General features: G+C 46.0%; 18 protein-coding genes. 15 read left to right on the top strand and 3 right to left on the bottom strand.

Going from position 1 to position 19,759, the window contains the following annotated elements; genetic code table 11:
• A complete protein-coding gene (gene kdsB / locus L0G63_RS02710) occupies window positions 1-1,278 on the top strand; it encodes a 3-deoxy-manno-octulosonate cytidylyltransferase (RefSeq protein ID WP_301449279.1) in 1,278 nt (425 codons plus the stop codon).
• On the opposite strand, the gene L0G63_RS02715 is transcribed toward kdsB, so the two are convergent.
• A complete protein-coding gene (locus tag L0G63_RS02715) occupies window positions 1,257-2,237 on the bottom strand; it encodes a hypothetical protein (protein ID WP_301449280.1) in 981 nt (326 codons plus the stop codon). The genes kdsB and L0G63_RS02715 overlap by 22 nt on opposite strands.
• Before the next feature lie 215 nt (window positions 2,238-2,452).
• Here L0G63_RS02715 and galE point away from each other — a divergent pair, with 215 nt between their 5' ends.
• The 4 genes from galE to L0G63_RS02735 all read left to right on the top strand — a co-directional run bounded on the left by galE (window position 2,453) and on the right by L0G63_RS02735 (window position 7,540).
• Window positions 2,453-3,496 (top strand): UDP-glucose 4-epimerase GalE, encoded by a 1,044-nt coding sequence (galE, locus tag L0G63_RS02720; RefSeq protein WP_301449281.1) that lies wholly within the window; start codon window positions 2,453-2,455, stop codon window positions 3,494-3,496.
• A 73-nt stretch (window positions 3,497-3,569) separates the two neighbouring features.
• Entirely contained in the window at window positions 3,570-4,445 is an 876-nt protein-coding gene (locus L0G63_RS02725; protein ID WP_301449282.1) for a UTP--glucose-1-phosphate uridylyltransferase, read from the top strand.
• A 3-nt stretch (window positions 4,446-4,448) separates the two neighbouring features.
• Window positions 4,449-6,125: a glucose-6-phosphate isomerase gene (pgi, locus tag L0G63_RS02730; protein ID WP_301449283.1), complete on the top strand. Its 1,677-nt coding sequence runs from the start codon at window positions 4,449-4,451 to the stop codon at window positions 6,123-6,125.
• Window positions 6,126-6,157: 32 nt separating this feature from the next.
• On the top strand, window positions 6,158-7,540 hold the full coding sequence (locus L0G63_RS02735) for a UDP-glucose/GDP-mannose dehydrogenase family protein (protein ID WP_301449284.1): 1,383 nt from the start codon (window positions 6,158-6,160) through the stop codon (window positions 7,538-7,540).
• Between the two features lie 71 nt (window positions 7,541-7,611).
• On the opposite strand, the gene L0G63_RS02740 is transcribed toward L0G63_RS02735, so the two are convergent.
• A complete protein-coding gene (locus L0G63_RS02740) occupies window positions 7,612-9,099 on the bottom strand; it encodes a phosphomannomutase CpsG (RefSeq protein WP_301449285.1) in 1,488 nt (495 codons plus the stop codon).
• Window positions 9,100-9,333: 234 nt separating this feature from the next.
• Between L0G63_RS02740 and mazG the strand changes: the two genes are divergently transcribed.
• The 8 genes from mazG (at window position 9,334) to yjgA (ending at window position 16,890) form a co-directional block, all read left to right on the top strand.
• Window positions 9,334-10,200: a nucleoside triphosphate pyrophosphohydrolase gene (mazG, locus tag L0G63_RS02745; protein WP_301449286.1), complete on the top strand. Its 867-nt coding sequence runs from the start codon at window positions 9,334-9,336 to the stop codon at window positions 10,198-10,200.
• A gap of 58 nt (window positions 10,201-10,258) precedes the next feature.
• Window positions 10,259-10,558, top strand: a complete 300-nt coding sequence (locus tag L0G63_RS02750) for a ComEA family DNA-binding protein (protein ID WP_301449287.1) — start codon at window positions 10,259-10,261, stop codon at window positions 10,556-10,558.
• Between the two features lie 166 nt (window positions 10,559-10,724).
• Window positions 10,725-12,914 carry a polynucleotide adenylyltransferase PcnB gene (gene pcnB / locus L0G63_RS02755; protein ID WP_301449288.1) on the top strand — a complete coding sequence of 730 codons (2,190 nt, stop codon included), beginning with the start codon at window positions 10,725-10,727 and terminating at the stop codon, window positions 12,912-12,914.
• 1 nt (window position 12,915) lies between these two features.
• Window positions 12,916-13,440, top strand: coding sequence for a 2-amino-4-hydroxy-6-hydroxymethyldihydropteridine diphosphokinase (gene folK / locus L0G63_RS02760; protein ID WP_301449289.1), 525 nt, complete (start codon window positions 12,916-12,918; stop codon window positions 13,438-13,440).
• Between the two features lie 117 nt (window positions 13,441-13,557).
• Window positions 13,558-14,358 carry a 3-methyl-2-oxobutanoate hydroxymethyltransferase gene (gene panB / locus L0G63_RS02765; protein ID WP_301449290.1) on the top strand — a complete coding sequence of 267 codons (801 nt, stop codon included), beginning with the start codon at window positions 13,558-13,560 and terminating at the stop codon, window positions 14,356-14,358.
• A 52-nt stretch (window positions 14,359-14,410) separates the two neighbouring features.
• Window positions 14,411-15,322: a pantoate--beta-alanine ligase gene (panC, locus tag L0G63_RS02770; protein WP_301449291.1), complete on the top strand. Its 912-nt coding sequence runs from the start codon at window positions 14,411-14,413 to the stop codon at window positions 15,320-15,322.
• Between the two features lie 85 nt (window positions 15,323-15,407).
• Entirely contained in the window at window positions 15,408-16,328 is a 921-nt protein-coding gene (rapZ, locus tag L0G63_RS02775; RefSeq protein WP_301449317.1) for an RNase adapter RapZ, read from the top strand.
• 49 nt (window positions 16,329-16,377) lie between these two features.
• Window positions 16,378-16,890, top strand: coding sequence for a ribosome biogenesis factor YjgA (gene yjgA, locus L0G63_RS02780; protein WP_058023984.1), 513 nt, complete (start codon window positions 16,378-16,380; stop codon window positions 16,888-16,890).
• Window positions 16,891-16,987: 97 nt separating this feature from the next.
• Here the strand turns inward: yjgA and L0G63_RS02785 are convergent, their stop codons facing one another.
• Window positions 16,988-17,608, bottom strand: coding sequence for a thiol:disulfide interchange protein DsbA/DsbL (locus L0G63_RS02785; protein ID WP_301449292.1), 621 nt, complete (start codon window positions 17,606-17,608; stop codon window positions 16,988-16,990).
• 500 nt (window positions 17,609-18,108) lie between these two features.
• Between L0G63_RS02785 and ubiG the strand changes: the two genes are divergently transcribed.
• Together ubiG and L0G63_RS02795 are read left to right on the top strand one after the other, a co-directional pair.
• Complete coding sequence (gene ubiG / locus L0G63_RS02790; RefSeq protein ID WP_301449293.1) at window positions 18,109-18,957, top strand: bifunctional 2-polyprenyl-6-hydroxyphenol methylase/3-demethylubiquinol 3-O-methyltransferase UbiG; 849 nt, start codon at window positions 18,109-18,111, stop codon at window positions 18,955-18,957.
• A gap of 69 nt (window positions 18,958-19,026) precedes the next feature.
• Window positions 19,027-19,737 (top strand): HAD family hydrolase, encoded by a 711-nt coding sequence (locus L0G63_RS02795; RefSeq protein ID WP_301449294.1) that lies wholly within the window; start codon window positions 19,027-19,029, stop codon window positions 19,735-19,737.
• Window positions 19,738-19,759: the final 22 nt, after the last annotated feature.

Below are 19,759 nucleotides of genomic sequence, written 5' to 3' on the forward strand. Positions count from 1 at the left end.
ATGCAGTCTGTTGCTATCGTTATCCCCGCACGTTATTCGTCTTCACGCTTTCCTGGTAAGCCGCTTGCAGATATTTTGGGTAAGCCCATGATTCAGCACGTGTATGAAAAAGCGGCATCTATAAAAAACGCCACCGTCGTTGTAGCCACTGATGACGACAGGATTCTGTCGGTAGTGCATAGTTTCGGTGGTAAAGGTATGATGACCAGACCAGATCATGCTTCAGGTACTGACAGGCTGGTAGAAGTCATGAATGAGATAGATGCTGATTTATATATCAATTTACAAGGTGATGAACCTTTGGTTCGTGTAGAGGATCTTGAGCTGCTTATTCAAGCCATGACAGCAGACAGATCCATTGAAGTGGGAACGCTGTACCATGCTATCAATGAACGCCAAGCTCAAGATCCCAATACCGTTAAAGTGGTGACATCACATAGCGGCCGTGCATGTTACTTTAGTCGCTCTCCAATACCTTTTATTCGAAACAATGAGATACAAACTAACTATAAGCAGCACGTTGGTGTATATGCCTATCGCAAGTCTGTTCTAGAACGATATACGCAGTTGCCTGAATCTAATGTCGAATCAGCAGAACAATTAGAACAATTAAGATTATTAGATAGCGATATAGATATTTATGCATTTGAAGTAATGAAGACAGGGCCTGGTGTAGATACCCCTGAAGATCTTCAAAAAGTAATCGCTATTCTTCAAGGTAAACAGTCAGAGAGTGAAAAGTCTTTACTCTCTAATACCGAACTTGTTATTACCGATATTGATGGCGTATTAACAGATGGTGGTATTTACTATGATGAACATGGTGAATGTATCAAGCGCTTCCATGTGCGCGATGGTCTAGGTATAAAACTGTTGCAACAGGCAGGTATTCAAGTAGCAGTATTATCAGGTAAAGATTCAAAGCCATTAAGGAAGAGGATTTCTGACTTGGGCATTGATATCTTTATGCTAGGTATCAAAGATAAAGAAGTAGCCTGTAAGGAAATTATTCAGCGGGCAGGCACTACCAAAGTGAATACTGTGTATATCGGTGATGACACCATTGATTTACCAGCTTTCATCAGTTGTGGTGTTGCAGTGGCTGTCGCTGATGCTCCTGAATACGTCAAAGCTAAATGTGATTTAGTGCTGGAGACCAAGGGTGGTTTTGGCGCTTTGCGTGAAATAGCTGATAAAATTTTGATTGAGCAAGGTAACTTTAAGTTGCTCGATGACCCTTCAACATTCCTAAAGGTTCATGCAGCTGTAACACAGTAATTATATTGGCAGTATAAGTAACACAGTAAAAAATATTTAAACTTCTCACAGTTGTTTTGACAAAGAGAGTGATAAAAAGGTCGCCCTAATACGGTGACCTTTTTTCCTCTCAGTAACGCCTCAAATCCACCTAGTGACGTAATCGTATAGACGTGATCGATGGTTTCTAATGCATCCACCAAATGAATAGATTGGGTAAGGATTAGACATTCTAAATTGTTTAAAGTGTCAATAAGAGAAGTATCGTCTAACGTCATCGGATGTGGTTTTACGATGATTTGCGCATCAGGATTGTCGTCGATGGCCTGATTGACCACATCCAGCAATGTGATACCTTCACCGCCACCGTATTTTAATGAATCATCATGCGGCACTTGTCCTAGTACCAATACCCGCTTCTTAGTTTTCACCCCATAGATGGGTGCGACATCGACATAAGGCTGATGATTGTATTTGCTCACCCGATGCGAGATATAATAATCTAGCATTTCTTGCGCCCATTCCTCATCATAGCTGTCTTGCTCAAAGTCAAAATTAGCGATGAGGTCAGTCAGGTCATTAGGTCTAGTGGTATCGAAGTAGGGCGCTTGACTGTCCATCACGATAGAGAGTGGTGGAGTATTGCTATCATCATCAGGCCCTGAACGAATAAAACCATCCTCTAAGAAGAAAACATCCAGCCCGTGCTCACGGGCATAGTCAATCAAATAATCAGGCGCTTTATAGCCCCAGATATAGACGACAGGATTGACCCGACTGATAAAGGGTTTGAGCCACTGTTCAAAATAGCGCTGAGTAAAGTGCCGCTGAATCTGGATATGAAAGGACTCAAACACCCAGTCTCCCACCATATCTCGCCACGGCCACATACCGACGACCAAGGCTAACCGTTGTTCAGGCTGGCGATAGTGTTTGTAGTAGCCTGAGAGTAGTGGCTGGATATAGGCTTCAAATTTCATAATATAATGGATAGCTTGAGTAGGTAGAAGACAAATACCAGTATAACGTGCTTCAACCACAATGTGCTAAAGTCAGCTTTGATCTTTATGGCATTTATAGCTGGCGATAGCTGTATATAAGCTATTGATGTTGGTAATATTGATTGGTTACCAGTATAGTTGCATTTATAATCAAAAAAATGAAATAACACACAATAAAATTGTTGGTACTGTCTATGAAACAAAAAATCCTCGTCACAGGCGGCGCAGGCTACATCGGTTCTCATACTTGTATAGCCTTGCATCAGGCAGGCTACGAGATAGTTGTTTATGACAATCTATCTAATAGTAGCCGTGAAGCGATCAATCGTATCTCTCACCTTATCGGCAAGTCTATTGAGTTTATTAAGGGTGACATCCGTGATGTCAAGGCATTAAGACAAGTGTTCGACGCGCATCAATTCTTCGGTGTCATACATTTTGCGGGATTAAAAGCCGTCGGTGAATCCGTCGCCAAGCCCTTACTTTATTATAATAACAACGTCGGTGGCACCATCACCTTACTCGAAGTCATGGCAGAGTACGACGTTAAAAACCTCGTGTTTTCCTCATCAGCTACGGTTTATGGTGATCCTGAGACACTGCCTATCGATGAGACTGCCCCGCGCTCCTGTACCAATCCCTATGGTCAGAGCAAACTGACCGTCGAGCATATCCTAGAAGATCTAGCAGTCTCCGATACTAGCTGGAGTCTAATCTCTCTGAGATATTTTAATCCAGTAGGCGCGCATCCATCAGGGCAGATCGGCGAAGACCCAAACGACATTCCAAACAATCTCATGCCCTATATCTCGCAAGTCGCTGTCGGTAAGCTGGAGAAACTGAGCATCTTTGGTAATGACTATCCGACCATCGATGGCACGGGCGTGCGGGACTTTATCCATGTCACTGATCTGGCATCCGGTCATGTCGCGGCATTGAATTATTTACAGCAGCAAGTTCATGTACAGCAAAGCTCAGCAGGGTTTTTGCCTATTAATTTAGGGACTGGCACAGGTACGTCGGTGTTAGAGCTGGTTAATGCCTTTACTGACATCACCGGGCAACGCGTGCCGTATCAGTTTGTCGCGCGGCGTGCCGGAGATATCGCCAGCTGCTATGCCAGTGCCGATAAAGCCAAAGCGTTACTGGGCTGGCAAGCTAAGCTGTCTGTCGCGGAGATGTGTGCAGATACCTGGCGCTGGCAAAGTCAAAATCCGAGTGGCTATAATAGCCACTGAACGAAATGTACTCAGTACGAGTAAAACCCTATCGTGCTTCTACTTTATAATAAATCGATTTGAATAAACCACTATGAAAAACATCATCCACGCCGTTATCCCCGTCGCAGGCTTTGGCACCCGTATGCTGCCATTGTCAAAATCCGTACCCAAAGAGCTGCTGCCGCTTGGCAATCGTCCCGCTATCCATTACGTGGTTGAAGAGGCCATCGCTGCTGGTATCAAACATATTGTCTTGGTTGGTCATGCGCAAAAAAGCGCGATTGAAAACTACTTTGATATCAATGCCGAATTGGATAGTCAATTACGTCACAAAGGCAAAGATAAGTTGGCTGATAGCTTAAATTGGTTGCCAGAAGACGTAACAGTATCGATGATACGTCAAGGTAAAGCGTTAGGTTTGGGTCATGCGATACTAGCGGCACGTCCTATCATTGGCGAACACGACTTTGCTGTATTATTACCTGATGTCGTGCTTGACCCATTTACCACTGATATGTCTGCTGATAACTTAGCTTTTATGCTGGATGCTTTTGCCAAAGATGCGCACTCACAGATATTAGTCGAGTCAGTAGCTGACGAACATGTACATAAATATGGTATTGCTCAATTAAGTAAAGACTATAGTGATATCGAAGATCAAGTAGAAGTGAATGCCAGTTTTGAAGTTGCTGGTTTTGTGGAAAAGCCAAATCTGGCTGATGCACCTTCTAGGCTCGCGGTCGTTGGTCGTTACGTTTTTAATAATCAAATATTCGATTATTTAGCTAATACCAAAGCCTCGGTCGGTGGTGAGATTCAGTTAACTGATGCGATTGATGCCTTGATTAGCGGGTACGGAGTAAATGTCACGACCATGCGTGGAAACAGCTATGATGCAGGAGATATGCGCTCATACATGCAGGCGTTTATCTACTTTGCCGAGCGCCAACTCGCGGATGATAAGTAACCCATGGACGATAGACAGCAAGATAGCGCTTATCGCAGCGCCCGCCACTCGGTATATTGGTCGCAGCTACAGAGTGTAGCGGCGCAGCGCTGGTCGGTGGCGGATTTGTTTGCGCAAGATGCCACGCGCGCCACGCGTTTTAGTACGCGGGCAGGGGCGCTATACATGGATTATAGCAAGCAGTGTATCGATACGTCGGTGTTATCCGCTCTGTTAGGACTTGCTGATAGCTGCGATCTATCGGCTCGTATTGAGGCGCTGCTACAAGGCGCGATGGTCAATACCAGCGAGCAGCGCGCGGCACTGCATACAGCGCTACGTCTGCCAGCGACCGCCGCGCTACAGGTCGGCGAGCAAGACGTGGTGGCTGATGTGCATCACAGTTTGGCGCAGGTGGCTCGCCTATCAGCGCGGGTACGCAATGGCACGTGGCGTGGGTTTTCGGGCAAGGCCATGACTGATGTGGTCAATATCGGTGTCGGCGGCTCAGATCTTGGGCCTTTGATGGCGACGACGGCGCTTGATGAATGGGCTGATACCGATATCGACGTGCATTTTGTCTCCAACATGGACGGCACCCAGCTAGATAACCTACTCAAGCACCTCAATCCTGAGACCACTTTATTTATTATCTCGTCCAAATCCTTTGGTACGGTAGACACCTTATCCAATGCTAAGACCGCCTTATCATGGCTGCTCGCTACTGCCAAGCGCCATGCAGGGACAGAGGGCAGTGTGCTGCGTCGGCATTTCATCGGTATCTCTGCCAGTAGCGAAAAGATGCGCGCGTGGGGGATCCATCCTGAGCATCAGCTACAGCTATGGGAGTGGGTCGGCGGGCGGTTTTCGATGTGGTCGGCGATCGGCCTTGCGCTGGCCATTCGGATTGGGATGGCAGGGTTTAAGGCGCTATTGGCAGGCGCGCACAGTATGGATGAGCACTTTGCTCAGGCTGATTTTGCAGAGAATTTACCGGTGTTATTGGGTTTGATTGCTGTTTGGAACAGTACTTTTTTACGCGTCAATGCCCACACGGTACTGCCTTATGATGGGCGTTTGAGCTATCTGCCAAGCTACTTAACCCAGCTGGAGATGGAGAGTAATGGTAAGTCGGTGACGCAGTATGGTGATCATATTGATTATGATACTTGTCCGATTCTGTGGGGCGAAATTGGTTCAAACGCTCAGCATGCGTTTTATCAGCTGCTACATCAAGGCACGCAGCAAGTCTCTTGTGATTTTATCGCTTGCGTACGTCGCTATAGTGATCAAGCGCAAAATACGTCATTACAGCAACAGCATGAACTATCTTTAGCCAATTGTCTGGCGCAAAGTCGGGTATTGGCATTTGGCAATGCTGCGGTTAGGGATAGATCAAACACGGGTGTTGAGCGGATATCTAGTGCCGATAAATACAAATATTACCGTGGTAATCAACCCTCAACGACCGTGCTAATTGATGAGCTGACGCCTCATAGTTTGGGTGCGCTGATTGCGCTTTATGAGCACAAAGTTTATGTGATGGCCAGCATTTGGGATATTAACCCGTTTGATCAATGGGGCGTTGAGATGGGTAAGCAGATGGCGGAGTCTGTATATCATGCCATGCAAGACGAGCGTGAAGGGCAGTTTGATAGCTCCACCGATCAGCTACTACGCCACATCAATCAGCTGTCTTAAAGCCTATAATCATCAGTTTACAAGGTAACACCATGAGCACGGATAATAGTGATAAGCGTTCATCTGACCCGCGGGGCTGGCAAGCAAAGCCAGTAAAGGAACCTAATGTCTGTGTGCTGGTCGGCCATAGTATCGAGGCCATCACCAGTGCGGTGGTGCTGGCAAGCCTCGGTCAGTGCGTGCATCTGTATGCGGATAAAGTCCTACTGGCTCAGCAGATACAGCAATATGGCTTTGAGCATCACTTGCAGGCGCTATGGCAAATGTATGAGCAGCAGCAAGTTATTATCAGTAAGTCATTACCAGCGAATGCCGATACATTAATAACACGCTATGAAGCCGCCGATCATAACGAAACCAATGCTCAAAGCACGGTGACGCTCTATTGGTTGTTTTTAGACAGTATTAAGTCTGCGTGGACAGAAGATGGTTGGATTCGGGCTTTTAATCAAAGCCATCAGCAGGCGCTACCTGTAATAATGAGCGGAATTGAGGAATTAGGCGCTGTCTCAGCACTATCTGAGCGTCTACAGCGAGCGTGGGTCTATTATGTACCGTTTGTTTTTTTGCAAGATGGTGATGCTTATAACTCCATGTTAAACCCTGCGCTATGGTTGCTGGGCGAAAAAACAGCGAACAGCAGCCAACATTTAGACGTCTTGAACCCATTAATGCAGCATGCTCGCGCTGCTCACCATGCCGATATTGCAACGATAGAGTTTGCTCGTAGCAGTATCATGGCCATGCTGGCAACTCGAGTGAGTTTTATGAATGAAATGTCTCGCTTGGCCGATAGTCAACAAGTGGATATTAGCCAAGTCAGCCGTATCATGGGCTTAGATCAGCGGGTGGGCAGTAGTTACTTACAAGCAGGGTGGGGCTTTGGTGGCAACACTCTGCCAAGTGAGCTGCAGCAATTGCAGCAGTCGAGCCAAGCGCGTAGCCTAGATATGCCGCTCTTAGAGTCGGTCATACACATCAATGAAGATCAAAAAGAGCTGATATTCCGTAAGTTTTGGCAGTACTTTGATGGGTTTATCGATAATAAAACCGTCATGATCTGGGGCGGCAGTTATAAAGCAGGCTCAGGACGCACCTCAGGCTCGGCCATTCATCCGTTACTCGCTTTACTATGGTCGTACAATATCCGCACACTGGTCTATAGTGATAAAGCGCAACATGAGCTGACTGTGCTGTATGGGCAGCAGCCGCTGCTGGAGCTGGTTACCCAGCCTTATCAGCATCTAGCAGAGGCGCAGGCTATTTTTATCATCAGTTGGTCGCCGCGCGATCAGTTAGATATTGGCAAAATCAATCAGTACGCCATGCCGATCTTTGATGCGCAAAATGCCATGAGCCGCTCACAAATTGCAGCCTTGGTAGGGAGCTATATGGGCATCGGTCGTGCGAAATAAAGGCACGCTCATATTCACTAGCGAGCCTTTATTATCTGACCATTAACACTCTTTGTACCAAGGTAAAGGCTTTATGCTGGCATCGCCCCTTGTGCCGCCAGCCACTGCTCGATCTCTTGTATCTTATCCGCCAAAAGTGGCTGATCACCGCGCGTTTCGATATTGAGCCGAATGAGCGGCTCGGTATTAGAAGCGCGCAAATTAAAGCGCCAGTAGCCAAAGTCGAGGCTTAGGCCGTCAAGGGTGGTTTTGCTGGGGTTTTGGCTGCGATACTTGTCTTCAATGGCTTTAATAATAGCGGGCGCGTCATTTGTGGTTAGGCGAAAGTTCATCTCCCCTGAGCTGGGGTAGGCATTGATATAGCCGGTGACCAGCTCCGACAGCGTCTTACCGGTGATGGATAGCAGTTCAATGGTCAGTAGCCACGGAATCATGCCGCTGTCGCAATAGAAGAAGTCGCGGAAGTAGTGATGTGCCGACATCTCGCCGCCATAGACCGCGCCCGACTCGCGCATGACTTGCTTGATAAAGGAGTGCCCAGACTTGCTGATGACCGCCTCACCTTGATGCGCGTCAATCACCGCTTCGGTGTTGTATATCACTCGTGGGTCATAGACGATTGACTCGTTTGGATATTTATTTAAAAAGGCCTGTGCCAGCATACCCACCACATAGCTACCATCGATAAACTCGCCTGTCTCGTCGAACAAAAAACACCGATCAAAATCGCCATCAAAGGCAATACCCAGATCAGCTTTGTGAGTCAAAACCGCTTGCTGCGTCGCGGCTCGGTTGGCGGTAATCATCGGATTGGGGATGCCGTTGGGGAAGCTGCCATCTGGTGTATGATGCAATTTAACCACTTCAATCGGTGCACCTGCTTGTGATAGCTTATCAATTAACAAGTCAACGACTGGACCTGCGCTGCCATTGCCAGAGTTGATGACCAGTTTAAGCGGCTTTAATTTATCAACATCGATAAAAGTCATGACATGATCGATATAAGCACTTTTATCAGTCAATAATTGCAACTTTCCTAATTGGGTACTGGTAGCAAAATTCCCTGATTCTGCCAATACTTGAATCTCTGCCAGACCATCATCAGCACTGATGGGTTTTGAGTGTTCTTTGACCAGTTTGAGGCCATTATAGTTGATAGGGTTGTGACTGGCTGTCACTTCAATGCCGCCCAATGCTTGATAATGACTGGTGGCAAAATACACCTCTTCTGTCCCTGTCATACCTAGGTCAATCACATCAATCCCTGCATCCATGATACCTTTGATAGCCGCTTGTTTTAATTGCTCACTAGAATGTCGAATATCACTACCAATGACAATAGCTGGTTTTAGGTCTGTCATATCATTGTTTTGGGTGTTAGCAGAGGCCTGATAGCGCTGATATAAAATCTGTGCAAAAGATCGTCCAATCCGATAAGCAATATCTTCATCGAGATTGACGCCAAGCTCACCGCGTATATCATACGCTTTGAACGAGTTGATAGTCATGGGGCTAAACGCCATCGCAGGCTGGTAGGGAAGGGGCGCGGAAATCGACATAATAATGAAATTCCTTACTGGTGAGCTGTCATAAAGTAGATAGCCTTATTATAAGACAACGAGGATTCAATGATACACTAACGGCTACATGAGTTAAGTAAGTCTCAATAGTTTAGACTCAAATTTATAGCGATTTATGGCTAAGCAGTACGTCATGCTGAGTAATAAGACAGTAGCCTTTGAACCAAAAACACGAGCAAGTAGCCTAAAAGACAAAAGATAAGAGCATTCCTTATGAGTATTTTAAATAACAATGTCACCGTACCCGCGCCTGTAGAGGATACACCAGAAGCAAGCGGCGAGCTTGATGATCTGCTGGCTTTGATGGCTCGTCTACGAGCAGATTGTCCGTGGGATAGGAAACAGACCAATCATAGCCTGATTCCTTATGCTATCGAAGAGGCCTATGAGCTGGGCGAAGCGGTGCAAAGCGATGATGATGAAGATATCAAAGGCGAGTTGGGTGATGTCCTGTTACAAGTCATCTTTCACTGTCAAATGTATGCTGAGCAAGGCCGTTTTGACATGAGCGATGTTATTGCTACCTTGCAAGAAAAACTGGTTCGCCGTCATCCCCATGTTTTTGAAGCGGAAACGCTCAAGGATGATGCGGCAGTAAAAATACGCTGGGATGAAATCAAGCTCGAGGAGCAGCTGGCACGCGAGGCACGTGGCAAGCCGCAGCGCCGCTTAGATAACGTGAAAGCCGGTAGTGCTCTCATGCAGGCACAGGATGTACAAAAACAAGCGTCAACGCTGGGTTTTGATTGGGAGGGTATTGCTGGTGCCGTCGAAAAGCTAGATGAAGAGATTGCCGAGCTAAAACATGAGCTGACGAACAAATCCAAAGCGGAGACTAAGGCCAATATCAGAGAGGTAGAAAAGGAATTAGGCGACTGTATATTTGCGCTCGTCAATGTTGCCCGCAAACTGAACCTTGATGCAGAAGCGGCTACCTTAACCTGTGTGCATAAATTTAAATCACGCTTTGGCTATATCGAAGCGCAATTAGCCGCAAGTGGTAAGCGTTTGGAGGACAGCGACACTACCGAAATGGATGCATTGTGGGAAGCGGCGAAACAACATGAACGCTCATCATAAAATCTCGTCTCGCAGCTACACAGCAATGTCTATTTTCGGTCTTTTATGGGCTCTGCTGATGCTTAATAGTGCCCACGCTGCTCCTTGTTTTGACAACCCTCAGCGCGCTTACGATTATCTGTTGGCACAAGAAAATGCCAAAATACAGGCACGAGATGAAGCCACCGTAAATATCAATCGTGCCAGTGAAGGCGAGCTGGTATCGCTAAATGGTATTGGCAGCAGTAAAGCCCAAGCAATTATTTTATATCGTGACATGTTTGGTGAATTCAAAACAGTAGATGAGTTGGCAAAAGTGAAAGGTATTGGTGCAAAAACGATTGAGAAAAATCGAAGACGTTTAAGTGTGCAAGACTAATAGCAGTATTTTGCATTAATCAATCCCAATATTGACAAAATAGCATGTAAGTAAATGTCATAACACACCCAGCACGTGCAAAATTTGTTAAACTAGCGGGTACATCCGCCTGATAAACGCTGTGTTATTCAGGGGTGGTTAAAGAATACCGGCGAGGAGTAGATGCATGGCCGAGCGTGCCGCCAAGCAGTTAGAACTGAATAAATCTGAATTACCCAATTCCATTACTGAAGTGATTGCCACATTGACCCGAGCTGGGTTCGATGCGTATATCGTTGGCGGTGGTGTGCGTGATACCTTATTGGGTCTGCGCCCAAAAGACTTTGACGCTGTGACTGATGCCAAGCCGCATGAAATCAAAGATGTCTTTGGTAAGCGTTGCCGCATTATTGGTCGTCGCTTTCAGTTGGCGCATGTGTACTCAGGTCGCGAATTGATTGAAGTGGCTACCTTTCGTGGGCCCCCAACGAGAAATGCCAATACCAACCAAGACGGTATGATCCTGCGCGACAATGTCTGGGGCGATATCAAACAAGATTTTGCTCGTCGTGATTTTTCTATCAACGCGCTTTATTATCAACCGCTCAAAGGCGTGGTGCATGATTTTTGTGGTGCGCTTGAAGACATCGATAATAGAATTATTCGTCTACTGGGTCATGCGCCAGTGCGTATCGAAGAAGATCCGGTAAGATTATTACGTGCCCTTCGATTCAAAGCCAAATTGGGCTTTGAGTTTGATGAGGCGTTGTCGGATCAATTTCATGATGGTAATTGGGCGCTGCTTGAGCAGATATCGCCACATCGTCTCTATGATGAAACACAGAAGATGTTTACCGGTGGTTATCTAGTACCATTGCTGCCATTATTGTTTGAGTCTGGGGCGATCGATAGCCTCATCATTTACCCGCCAGCCGAGCCAAGTGCCTTAGTCAATCAAGTGGCAATCAATACCGATAAGCGTATCGCCGCAGGCAAAAGCATCAATCCGGCGTTCTTTTATGCCGCGCTATTGTGGGAGAACTATCTGCATCAGCTGGCAAAAGCCAAAAAGCGCAATATGCCATTTGCTGAAGCACAAATGCATGCCGCGGGCAAAGTTATTGACCGTCAGCGTATTAAAACCGCCATTCCTAAGTTTGCTGAGCAGTTTATTCGCGATATCTGGATATTGCAGCCAAAACTGGCCGCACCGCGTAGCAAGCAAATTGTTCAGCTCTCTGAACATCCCCGTTTTCGCGCAGGTTTCGACTTTTTATTATTGCGTGAACAGTGTGGTGACGCGGAGCACCCACTGTCAGAATCGACGAATGATATGGGCGAGTGGTGGCAGACGTATCAGACATTGTCTGAGCGAGAGCAGCAGCAAGCGATTAATGATTTTGATGAAAATATCCGCCGCGGCGCTTATAAAAAAGGGCAGCGTGGTCGCGGGCGCAATCGTCAAAAACCAGAAGCCAATGCCACTGATAACGTAGCGTCTAATCAAAACAGCACGAAGCAAAACCGCGCCAGTGAGAGTGCTGAACAAGGCAGAAAGGATCAGACAATGGTAAACGACTCGTCAAATATCCCAGCACGTCGTCGTCGCGCGGCCAGTCAGACCAAAAATACTGGTAAAGAATATGATACGCAGCAAGTCAAGCAAGACAGTAATGAGCTTGCTCAGCTACAACAGCTATCGCTTGCCAGTAATAACCAAGCGATAAACAAACGCCATCACTCTAAGCCTGCGCCACTGTTTGTGATAGAGCACGAAAAAGTCGTACCGCCGCTACAGAAGCAACTATCAGATGAGCAAGCATCGCAGCCGACACGTACGAATACTACTGTGCAGACGCAAACATCGACAGGTAGCAAGGCACAAAAGCAAACGGATAAAGCTGATCGTGCAGATAAAACGCAGATGTCGCGAAATGATTTTTCAGAGGTTAAGGTATCATCTGATCAGGCAAGGCCAACTCGCTCAATCGCGAGATCGCCAGCGCTTGTCAGTATGAATAACGAGCCGATTCCGCACAAGCGTCGCCGTCGTCAGCCCACTGTTTATAGTGCAAATAGTGTCGAGTTGCAAAGCAAGGCTGATAAAGCGCAATCAACAGCGAAGTATACGAGAAAAGCACCCAAGTCAGTAGCTAAATCAGCTAGTTCAACTGCTACTACAGAAGCAAAAACTGTAGCGCGTGAAGTGACAAAGAAAGTGGCTACACCAGCAAAGGCCAAGCAATCAGTCAAAGCAACCACAGCAAAAACTGAGAAAGCGGCTAGTAATCAAGCGCCCGCTGTTAATGTGACCAATGACAAAGGCCCTGTGCCATCAAAGCGTCGCCGCCGTCAGCCTAGTACTGAAAGTGCCTGATATGAATAACCGTACGAAGGATAGTCACTGGGTTACCTGTTATGTGGGTTTAGGTAGCAACTTGGCTAATGAGCTTGGGTCACCTGTAAATCATTTACAGCAAGCGCTTAATAGCATGAAAAAAAATGACGACATACTCGAGGTTCGGGTGTCTTCTTTTTATGCCTCAGCGCCGATGGGGCCACAAGACCAGCCAGACTTTGTCAATGCGGTGGCTGGGTTTGAAACGACGATGACGCCTTTTGAGTTGCTTAGCTTTTGTCAGCAATTAGAGACTGAGGCCAAGAGGGCACGTTTGCGCCGCTGGGGTGAGCGGAGTTTGGATGTTGATATTTTACTCTATGGTGATTTGCAGTTGACGGAGCCTCAGCTGACGATACCGCATGCTGGGCTGCGAGAGCGTAATTTTGTATTGATACCACTGCGAGAGTTGGCACCAGATTTGTTTATATCAGAAACATCAATAGATGATTATCCGCACAGCCATGATTGGACAGGCTTACGCTTGTTATCGCCAGCTGACTGACATTTAGTGAGTGATAATAGTATTGAGGGGTTAAAATCGCTTTAGTATTGCTAATCAATTTTAGCCAAGATGATAGGTTTTGAGAATTTAAGGCATTGCAAGTTAATTAAGGGTCATATGACAACGTTATCCACTTTGAATAAATTTAAAAAAGACGGTACTAAGTTTACGTGTTTGACGTGCTATGACTCAATGTTTGCACGGATGATGGATAAGGCTCAGATTGATACGATTTTGATCGGAGACAGCTTGGGGATGGTTGTGCAAGGCCATGACTCGACACTGCCAGTGACGGTTGATGATATGGCGTATCATACTGCCAATATCGCTCGTAGTAATCAGCATGCGCTGATCTTAGCGGACTTGCCGTTTATGAGCTATGTGACGTTGCCAGAAGCCGTTGCCAATAGCCGCCAATTGATGCAAGCGGGCGCGCATGTGATCAAAATCGAAGGCGGTAGTGAGCTTTGTGATTTGGTGACGACTTTAGCGCAAGCCGGTACACCAACTTGTGTGCATCTGGGTTTGACCCCTCAGTCGGTCAACGTTTTTGGTGGCTATAAGATTCAAGGCCGCGGTGATGAAGCCGCTGATAAATTGCTCGCTGATGCTAAGGCAGTGGTTGATGCTGGGGCAGCGCTACTGGTGTTGGAATGTGTCCCAGCGGCACTGGCAAAAGCGGTGACAGAAGCGGTCGCTGTACCAGTCATTGGGATAGGGGCGGGCCCAGATACTAATGGTCAGGTATTAGTGATGCATGACATGCTGGGTATGGTGCATGGTCGTGTTCCCCGCTTTATACATGACTTTTTGACCGATGAGCGCAATCATGCACGCAGTATTGAAGGGGCATTTGCGCTCTATCAGCAGTCAGTACGCGAGGGCAGTTTTCCAACTGAACAGCATCAATTTAGCTAAGCTTGTTTGAGCTTTTACACATCAAAATATGCAAATATAAGAAAACATCATCATGTCTCCTATCATTCATCATCATATCTCGTCACTACGCGCCGATTTGCTGCCATATCGTGGTTACCAAGCCAGTAAGCAAGAGCGCGCCCAACGTATTGCGTTAGTGCCAACGATGGGCAATCTGCACGAGGGCCATCTTGAGCTGGTAAATATCGCAAAGCAACACGCTGATGTGGTGGTCGTCAGTGTTTTTGTCAATCCTACTCAGTTCGGTGTGGGTGAGGATTTTGACAGCTATCCGCGTACACTAGACGAGGATGTGGCAAAGCTTGCCACTGTTGGAGCAGATTATGTCTTTGCACCAAGCGTTGATGCGATGTACCCAGTACTGCCACCACCTACTGCTGTTTTGGCGGGTGCTATAGCTGATCAATTATGTGGCCAGTCACGCCCCGGTCATTTCGATGGTGTGGGAATTGTGGTCTCCAAACTTTTTAATATTGTACAACCAGATTTGGCCATCTTTGGACAAAAAGATTATCAGCAGCTGGCTATTATCAAGCAGTTGGTGCGCGATTTGAGTTATCCTATTGAGATTATTGGTGCGCCCATTATTCGCGCTGATGATGGGCTAGCGCTCTCCTCACGTAATCAATACTTAACCGAATCTGAGCGACAAGTTGCGCCCATACTGCATCGAGAGCTACAAGATTTGGCAGAGCAGTTGAAAGGTGGTGGTATTAGTCAGCAAGCGTTTGAATCATTACTAAAAGACAAGCGTACACGCATTAGCGATGCAGGTTTTACCATTGATTATTTAGAAGTAAAAACTGAAGCACTAGAGGCACTAACGACTGATACAGCATCTTTTAACGCCGAAAATCAAAATATCGTTATTTTGGTCGCCGCATGGCTAGGACGCGCCCGTTTATTAGACAATCAAGTGGTCGTCGTAGGCTCGCCTTTGTGACCATATCATGTACCAGTAAAATCACCTAAATGAGTAGACCATGGATATCAGTCTGGATCAAAGCGATAACAACGCTGTATCGGTAATGCCAAAAATATCAACGGATAGACTCAGTATTTTAGTGGTATCAGGACGTTCAGGCTCAGGAAAAACCTCAGTACTGAATATCTTAGAGGATTTAGGTTACTACTCTATTGATAATCTACCGCTGTCTTTATTGCCGAGCGCCGCTCACAAACTGGTAAAAGAGAGCGGTATCAAGCGCATTGCCCTTGGCGTTGATATTCGAACGCCGCGCGCGGATCTGTCCAATTTTGCAGCAACCTATGCAGCATTAAAAGACACTTACGGCAGTCAAGCTGTTCAAGTGTTATATGTGACCGCGCAGGAGAGCACCCTGATAGCGCGTTTCAATGCGACGCGCCGTGTACATCCACTCATGTCTCAGGATGTCGATAGTAACAATGCAAACCATGTCGTATTCAATCTACCTGCCGCGATCAAAAAAGAAGTTGAGCTGTTAAAGCCCATCTCCAGTCAAGCAGATATCAAGATCGATACAACGACTTTAAATATTCATCAGTTAAAAGATCGATTGCGCGAACATATTGGCATGGACAATCAGATTGTGATCAATTTGTTATCCTTTGGCTTTAAACATGGCAGTCCGATTGATGCTGATTTTGTGTTTGATGTTAGGATTTTACCCAATCCACATTGGAATCCTGAGCTGCGTGCCTCAACAGGGCTTGATGCTGAAGTCAGCACGTTTTTTGCAGAGTATCCCGAAGTGGCTGAAATGCTAGATGATATCGATAAATTTTTGACACGTTGGCTACCAGAGTTTTTGCACAATAATCGCCACACGGTGACCGTTGCGATTGGCTGTACGGGCGGTAAGCACCGTTCAGTATTCATCACGGACCATCTACAGCGTCGTCTCGCTAAGGCAATGCCATCAGGCGTCAAAGTATTGGCAAAGCACCGTGAAAAAAGCCGTTGGTAGTCATATTCGGCATTATTAATTTTATTACTTATTATTTTGGAAAGCTTTTATGATTGACTGGTCAGAACAAGATATGCGCGTTTCGCGCACAGAGCTCAAAAAAGCCCACGAGCGCTTACAGCAGTTATCCATACCACTCGCTAGCCTCTCAAAAAAGCAGTTAAAAACGTTGCCAGCCAGCGATTATTTTATGGCTGAACTCATGGCATTAGCTGACATTACTAGCGCCAATGCCCGTAATCGCCAGACCAAAAGGGTGGGTAAGCTCATCAGTGAAGAAAATCGCCATGAGCTGGTCAAGGCATTGTTTGATGCGTTTTTCCCTAAGGAGCAGGTGTCTAAAATCGAAAGTTGGTACGATCGCCTAAATATCAATGATGAGGGAACGCTCAAGCAATTTGTCAAACAATACAAAGCCTCTGAACATAATAGTATGTATCAGTTACTATTGTGGATTGAATACGCCAAGCATATGCAAGATGATGAGCTGATGGCGGAATCAAAAGAAGACTTGGCAACTTATATTCGCGAAGTGGCCATTTTATCGCAGTTAAAAAAATAGACCTCTCAGACGATATGGACGTGTAGCCCAATACAAAAAAGCCAATCAATGACTGATTGGCTTTTTCATATGCGCTGTATAAGCTTGTATATAGAGGTTATTTTTTCTCAGCGCGGGCTTTATCGACCAAGTATTCAACCACTTTGGGTACTTTAGCATCTTCACCTGTGACCACATATTTGCCTTGTACGACTACAGCAGGTACGCCAGTAAGCTGATAGCGCTTAGCGCCTTCTTGTGAGCGACCAATTTTGGTACCGACAGCAAATGAGTTGTAAAGACTGTTGAATTTCTTCTCATTCACGCCTTTTGATGCATACCATTTGCTCAATGATGATTGATCAAACAGTTTTTTGCCATCTTTATGAATCGCATCAAACAAGGCAGAATGGGTTTTGTCTTCAAACCCTAAAAGCTGAGCGGCATAAAAACCACGAGCATTGGCTTCCCAAACAGGGTTTAGTGCTGCTGGTGTTTTGAAGAATACGACATCTTCGTCTTTGGTTTTTGCCCATTTTTCCATGTGTGGATCAAGAATATTACAATGCGGGCAACCGTACCAGAAAAACTCACGAACAATAATGGCATCACCGCTGATGGTCTCTGGATTGTCTAGCACACGGTAATCTTTTCCAGCGACATAGTCTGCAGCTTGTGCGCCCATAGAAGCAAGTCCAATGGCCATTGCCAGACCAGTCAATGTAATGACACGTTTCATACTTTATCCTTAAGATGTAGGGATTTAGAGTTTGTTAAAGGGTTTGTGTATCTATGGCGCTTATAATACATGATATCTGAGCGAGAAGAATTTCAATATACTTAAGTGACATAATATTGAGGTATCGACTATGATAACGTAAAACGTGGGCGCTTGTGAATCGGATTCTTAACCGACAGTTGTAAAGCTGTTAGCTATTATTTAAGGTATCTTACTTACGCGGCTTTGTATTTTTATCAATATTATCCGCTCATTTATATTTTTAGATCAGAACTCTCTATACTAGGAGTAATTGTCGATAATATGAATGAATATTTTTATAATAGGCCGTGTAAGGGTACTATTACAAAGCAGCTGGCACACAAACTTAGGTGCTTGCCCAGTTTATTCACAATCAGTGACGATGTACCTACGACAAAGAAGCTGCGCTCATGATAATATTAAACACATAATCGTGCACCTTCTACGATAATAACGATAACGACAACAAAGGAAATACTATGAGCTCAGCCTTATCTTCTTCGCCAACATCGAGCGATACAACCAAAAACCGCTTCGATGAAACAGCAACGGATACGATAAACGTCGATCCCAGCGAAGTCGAAAAATTTAACAACTTGGCGAGTGAATGGTGGAGCAATACAGGTGCATTTGCAACGTTACATGAAATCAATCCATTACGCTTAAATTGGATAGAAGAAAACGTCAAACGGGGCTATCAAAACGACGCTAACAATGGCAACAACACTGGCACGATCAAAACAGCAGAGCAGGGGCTCTCTGGTAAAAAAGTACTGGATGTCGGCTGCGGCGGTGGCATATTGTCGGAATCTATGGCGCGCCGCGGTGCGGATGTGACAGGAATTGATTTGGGCACTGAAAACCTCAAGGCCGCAACCGTACATGCCTCACAGGGCGGGTTAGAGAACACATTGCGCTATCAGCATATTCCAGTTGAAGAGCTAGCAAAAACGCATGCAGGTCAATTCGATGTGGTGACCTGTATGGAGATGCTGGAGCATGTGCCTGATCCTAGCTCAATTGTACAAGCGTGTTATGAACTACTAGCCCCTGGCGGCGTCTGCGTGCTCTCAACCATCAATCGCAACCCAAAATCGTATTTGTTTGCCATCGTTGGGGCAGAGTATGTATTGCGATTGATTGATCGCGGTACGCATGATTATGCCAAATTTATCACGCCAGCTGAGCTAGACAAAATGGCCAACAATACAGGATTTGCACGCCAAGATATCATCGGTTTGCATTACAATCCTTTGACCAAGCGTTATTGGGTTGCTCAAAATGTCGATGTCAATTATATGATCGCTGTTCAAAAGCCACTGGGTTAACATTGTCAGTGACCAGCGATATCCATTGTATTTTTGTTAAACATGTTATCAATCTCAAGAGCATCCACTATGAGCCAATTTGTAAAAGCTGTTTTATTTGACCTTGATGGCACGTTAATCGATACTGCCGCGGACTTTGTGCGTATCATTGGTAAAATGAGCCTTGAAAATAATTGGCAGGCGCCGCCTGAGACAGAAATCCGCGAGCAAGTTTCTGCGGGTGCATCCGCTATGGTGCAATTGATGCTCAGACATAACGATCAGCTAGAGGTTGGCGAGGACGAGTTACTTAATTTTCGTCAACAGTTCCTAGATGACTATGAAGCCGACATCTGTGTCGATAGCTGCTTGTTTGATAGCCTTGACGCGGTGCTGGCAGATCTAGAGAGCAAAGGCGTACCGTGGGGTATTGTCACCAACAAGCCCCGCTATCTGGCAGAAAAACTGCTCAATAAAATGCAACTTGATGAGCGCTGTGCCGCTTTGGTCTGTCCAGACGATGTATCACGCTCAAAACCGGATCCTGAGCCGATGTATATGGCCCTAGAGAAACTAGGTATCCCTCGCGGTGCCGCTGGCTCTGTGCTCTATGTGGGCGATCATATCCGTGATATCGAAGCGGGCAACGCCGCTGGTATGCCAACCATTTTGGCCGCTTATGGTTATATTCCACCTGAAGATCAAAAAACGCTCAAAAAGTGGGGAGCTGACTATATTGTTGAGACCCCTGAGCAGTTGAACAAATTACTGCTCGCGTCTGGCAAATTTGAGTATTTATAGATGACGGTTTTTTGGTAGTCAA

It is taken from the genome of Psychrobacter sp. (assembly GCF_030454045.1).
Taxonomy (GTDB): domain Bacteria; phylum Pseudomonadota; class Gammaproteobacteria; order Pseudomonadales; family Moraxellaceae; genus Psychrobacter.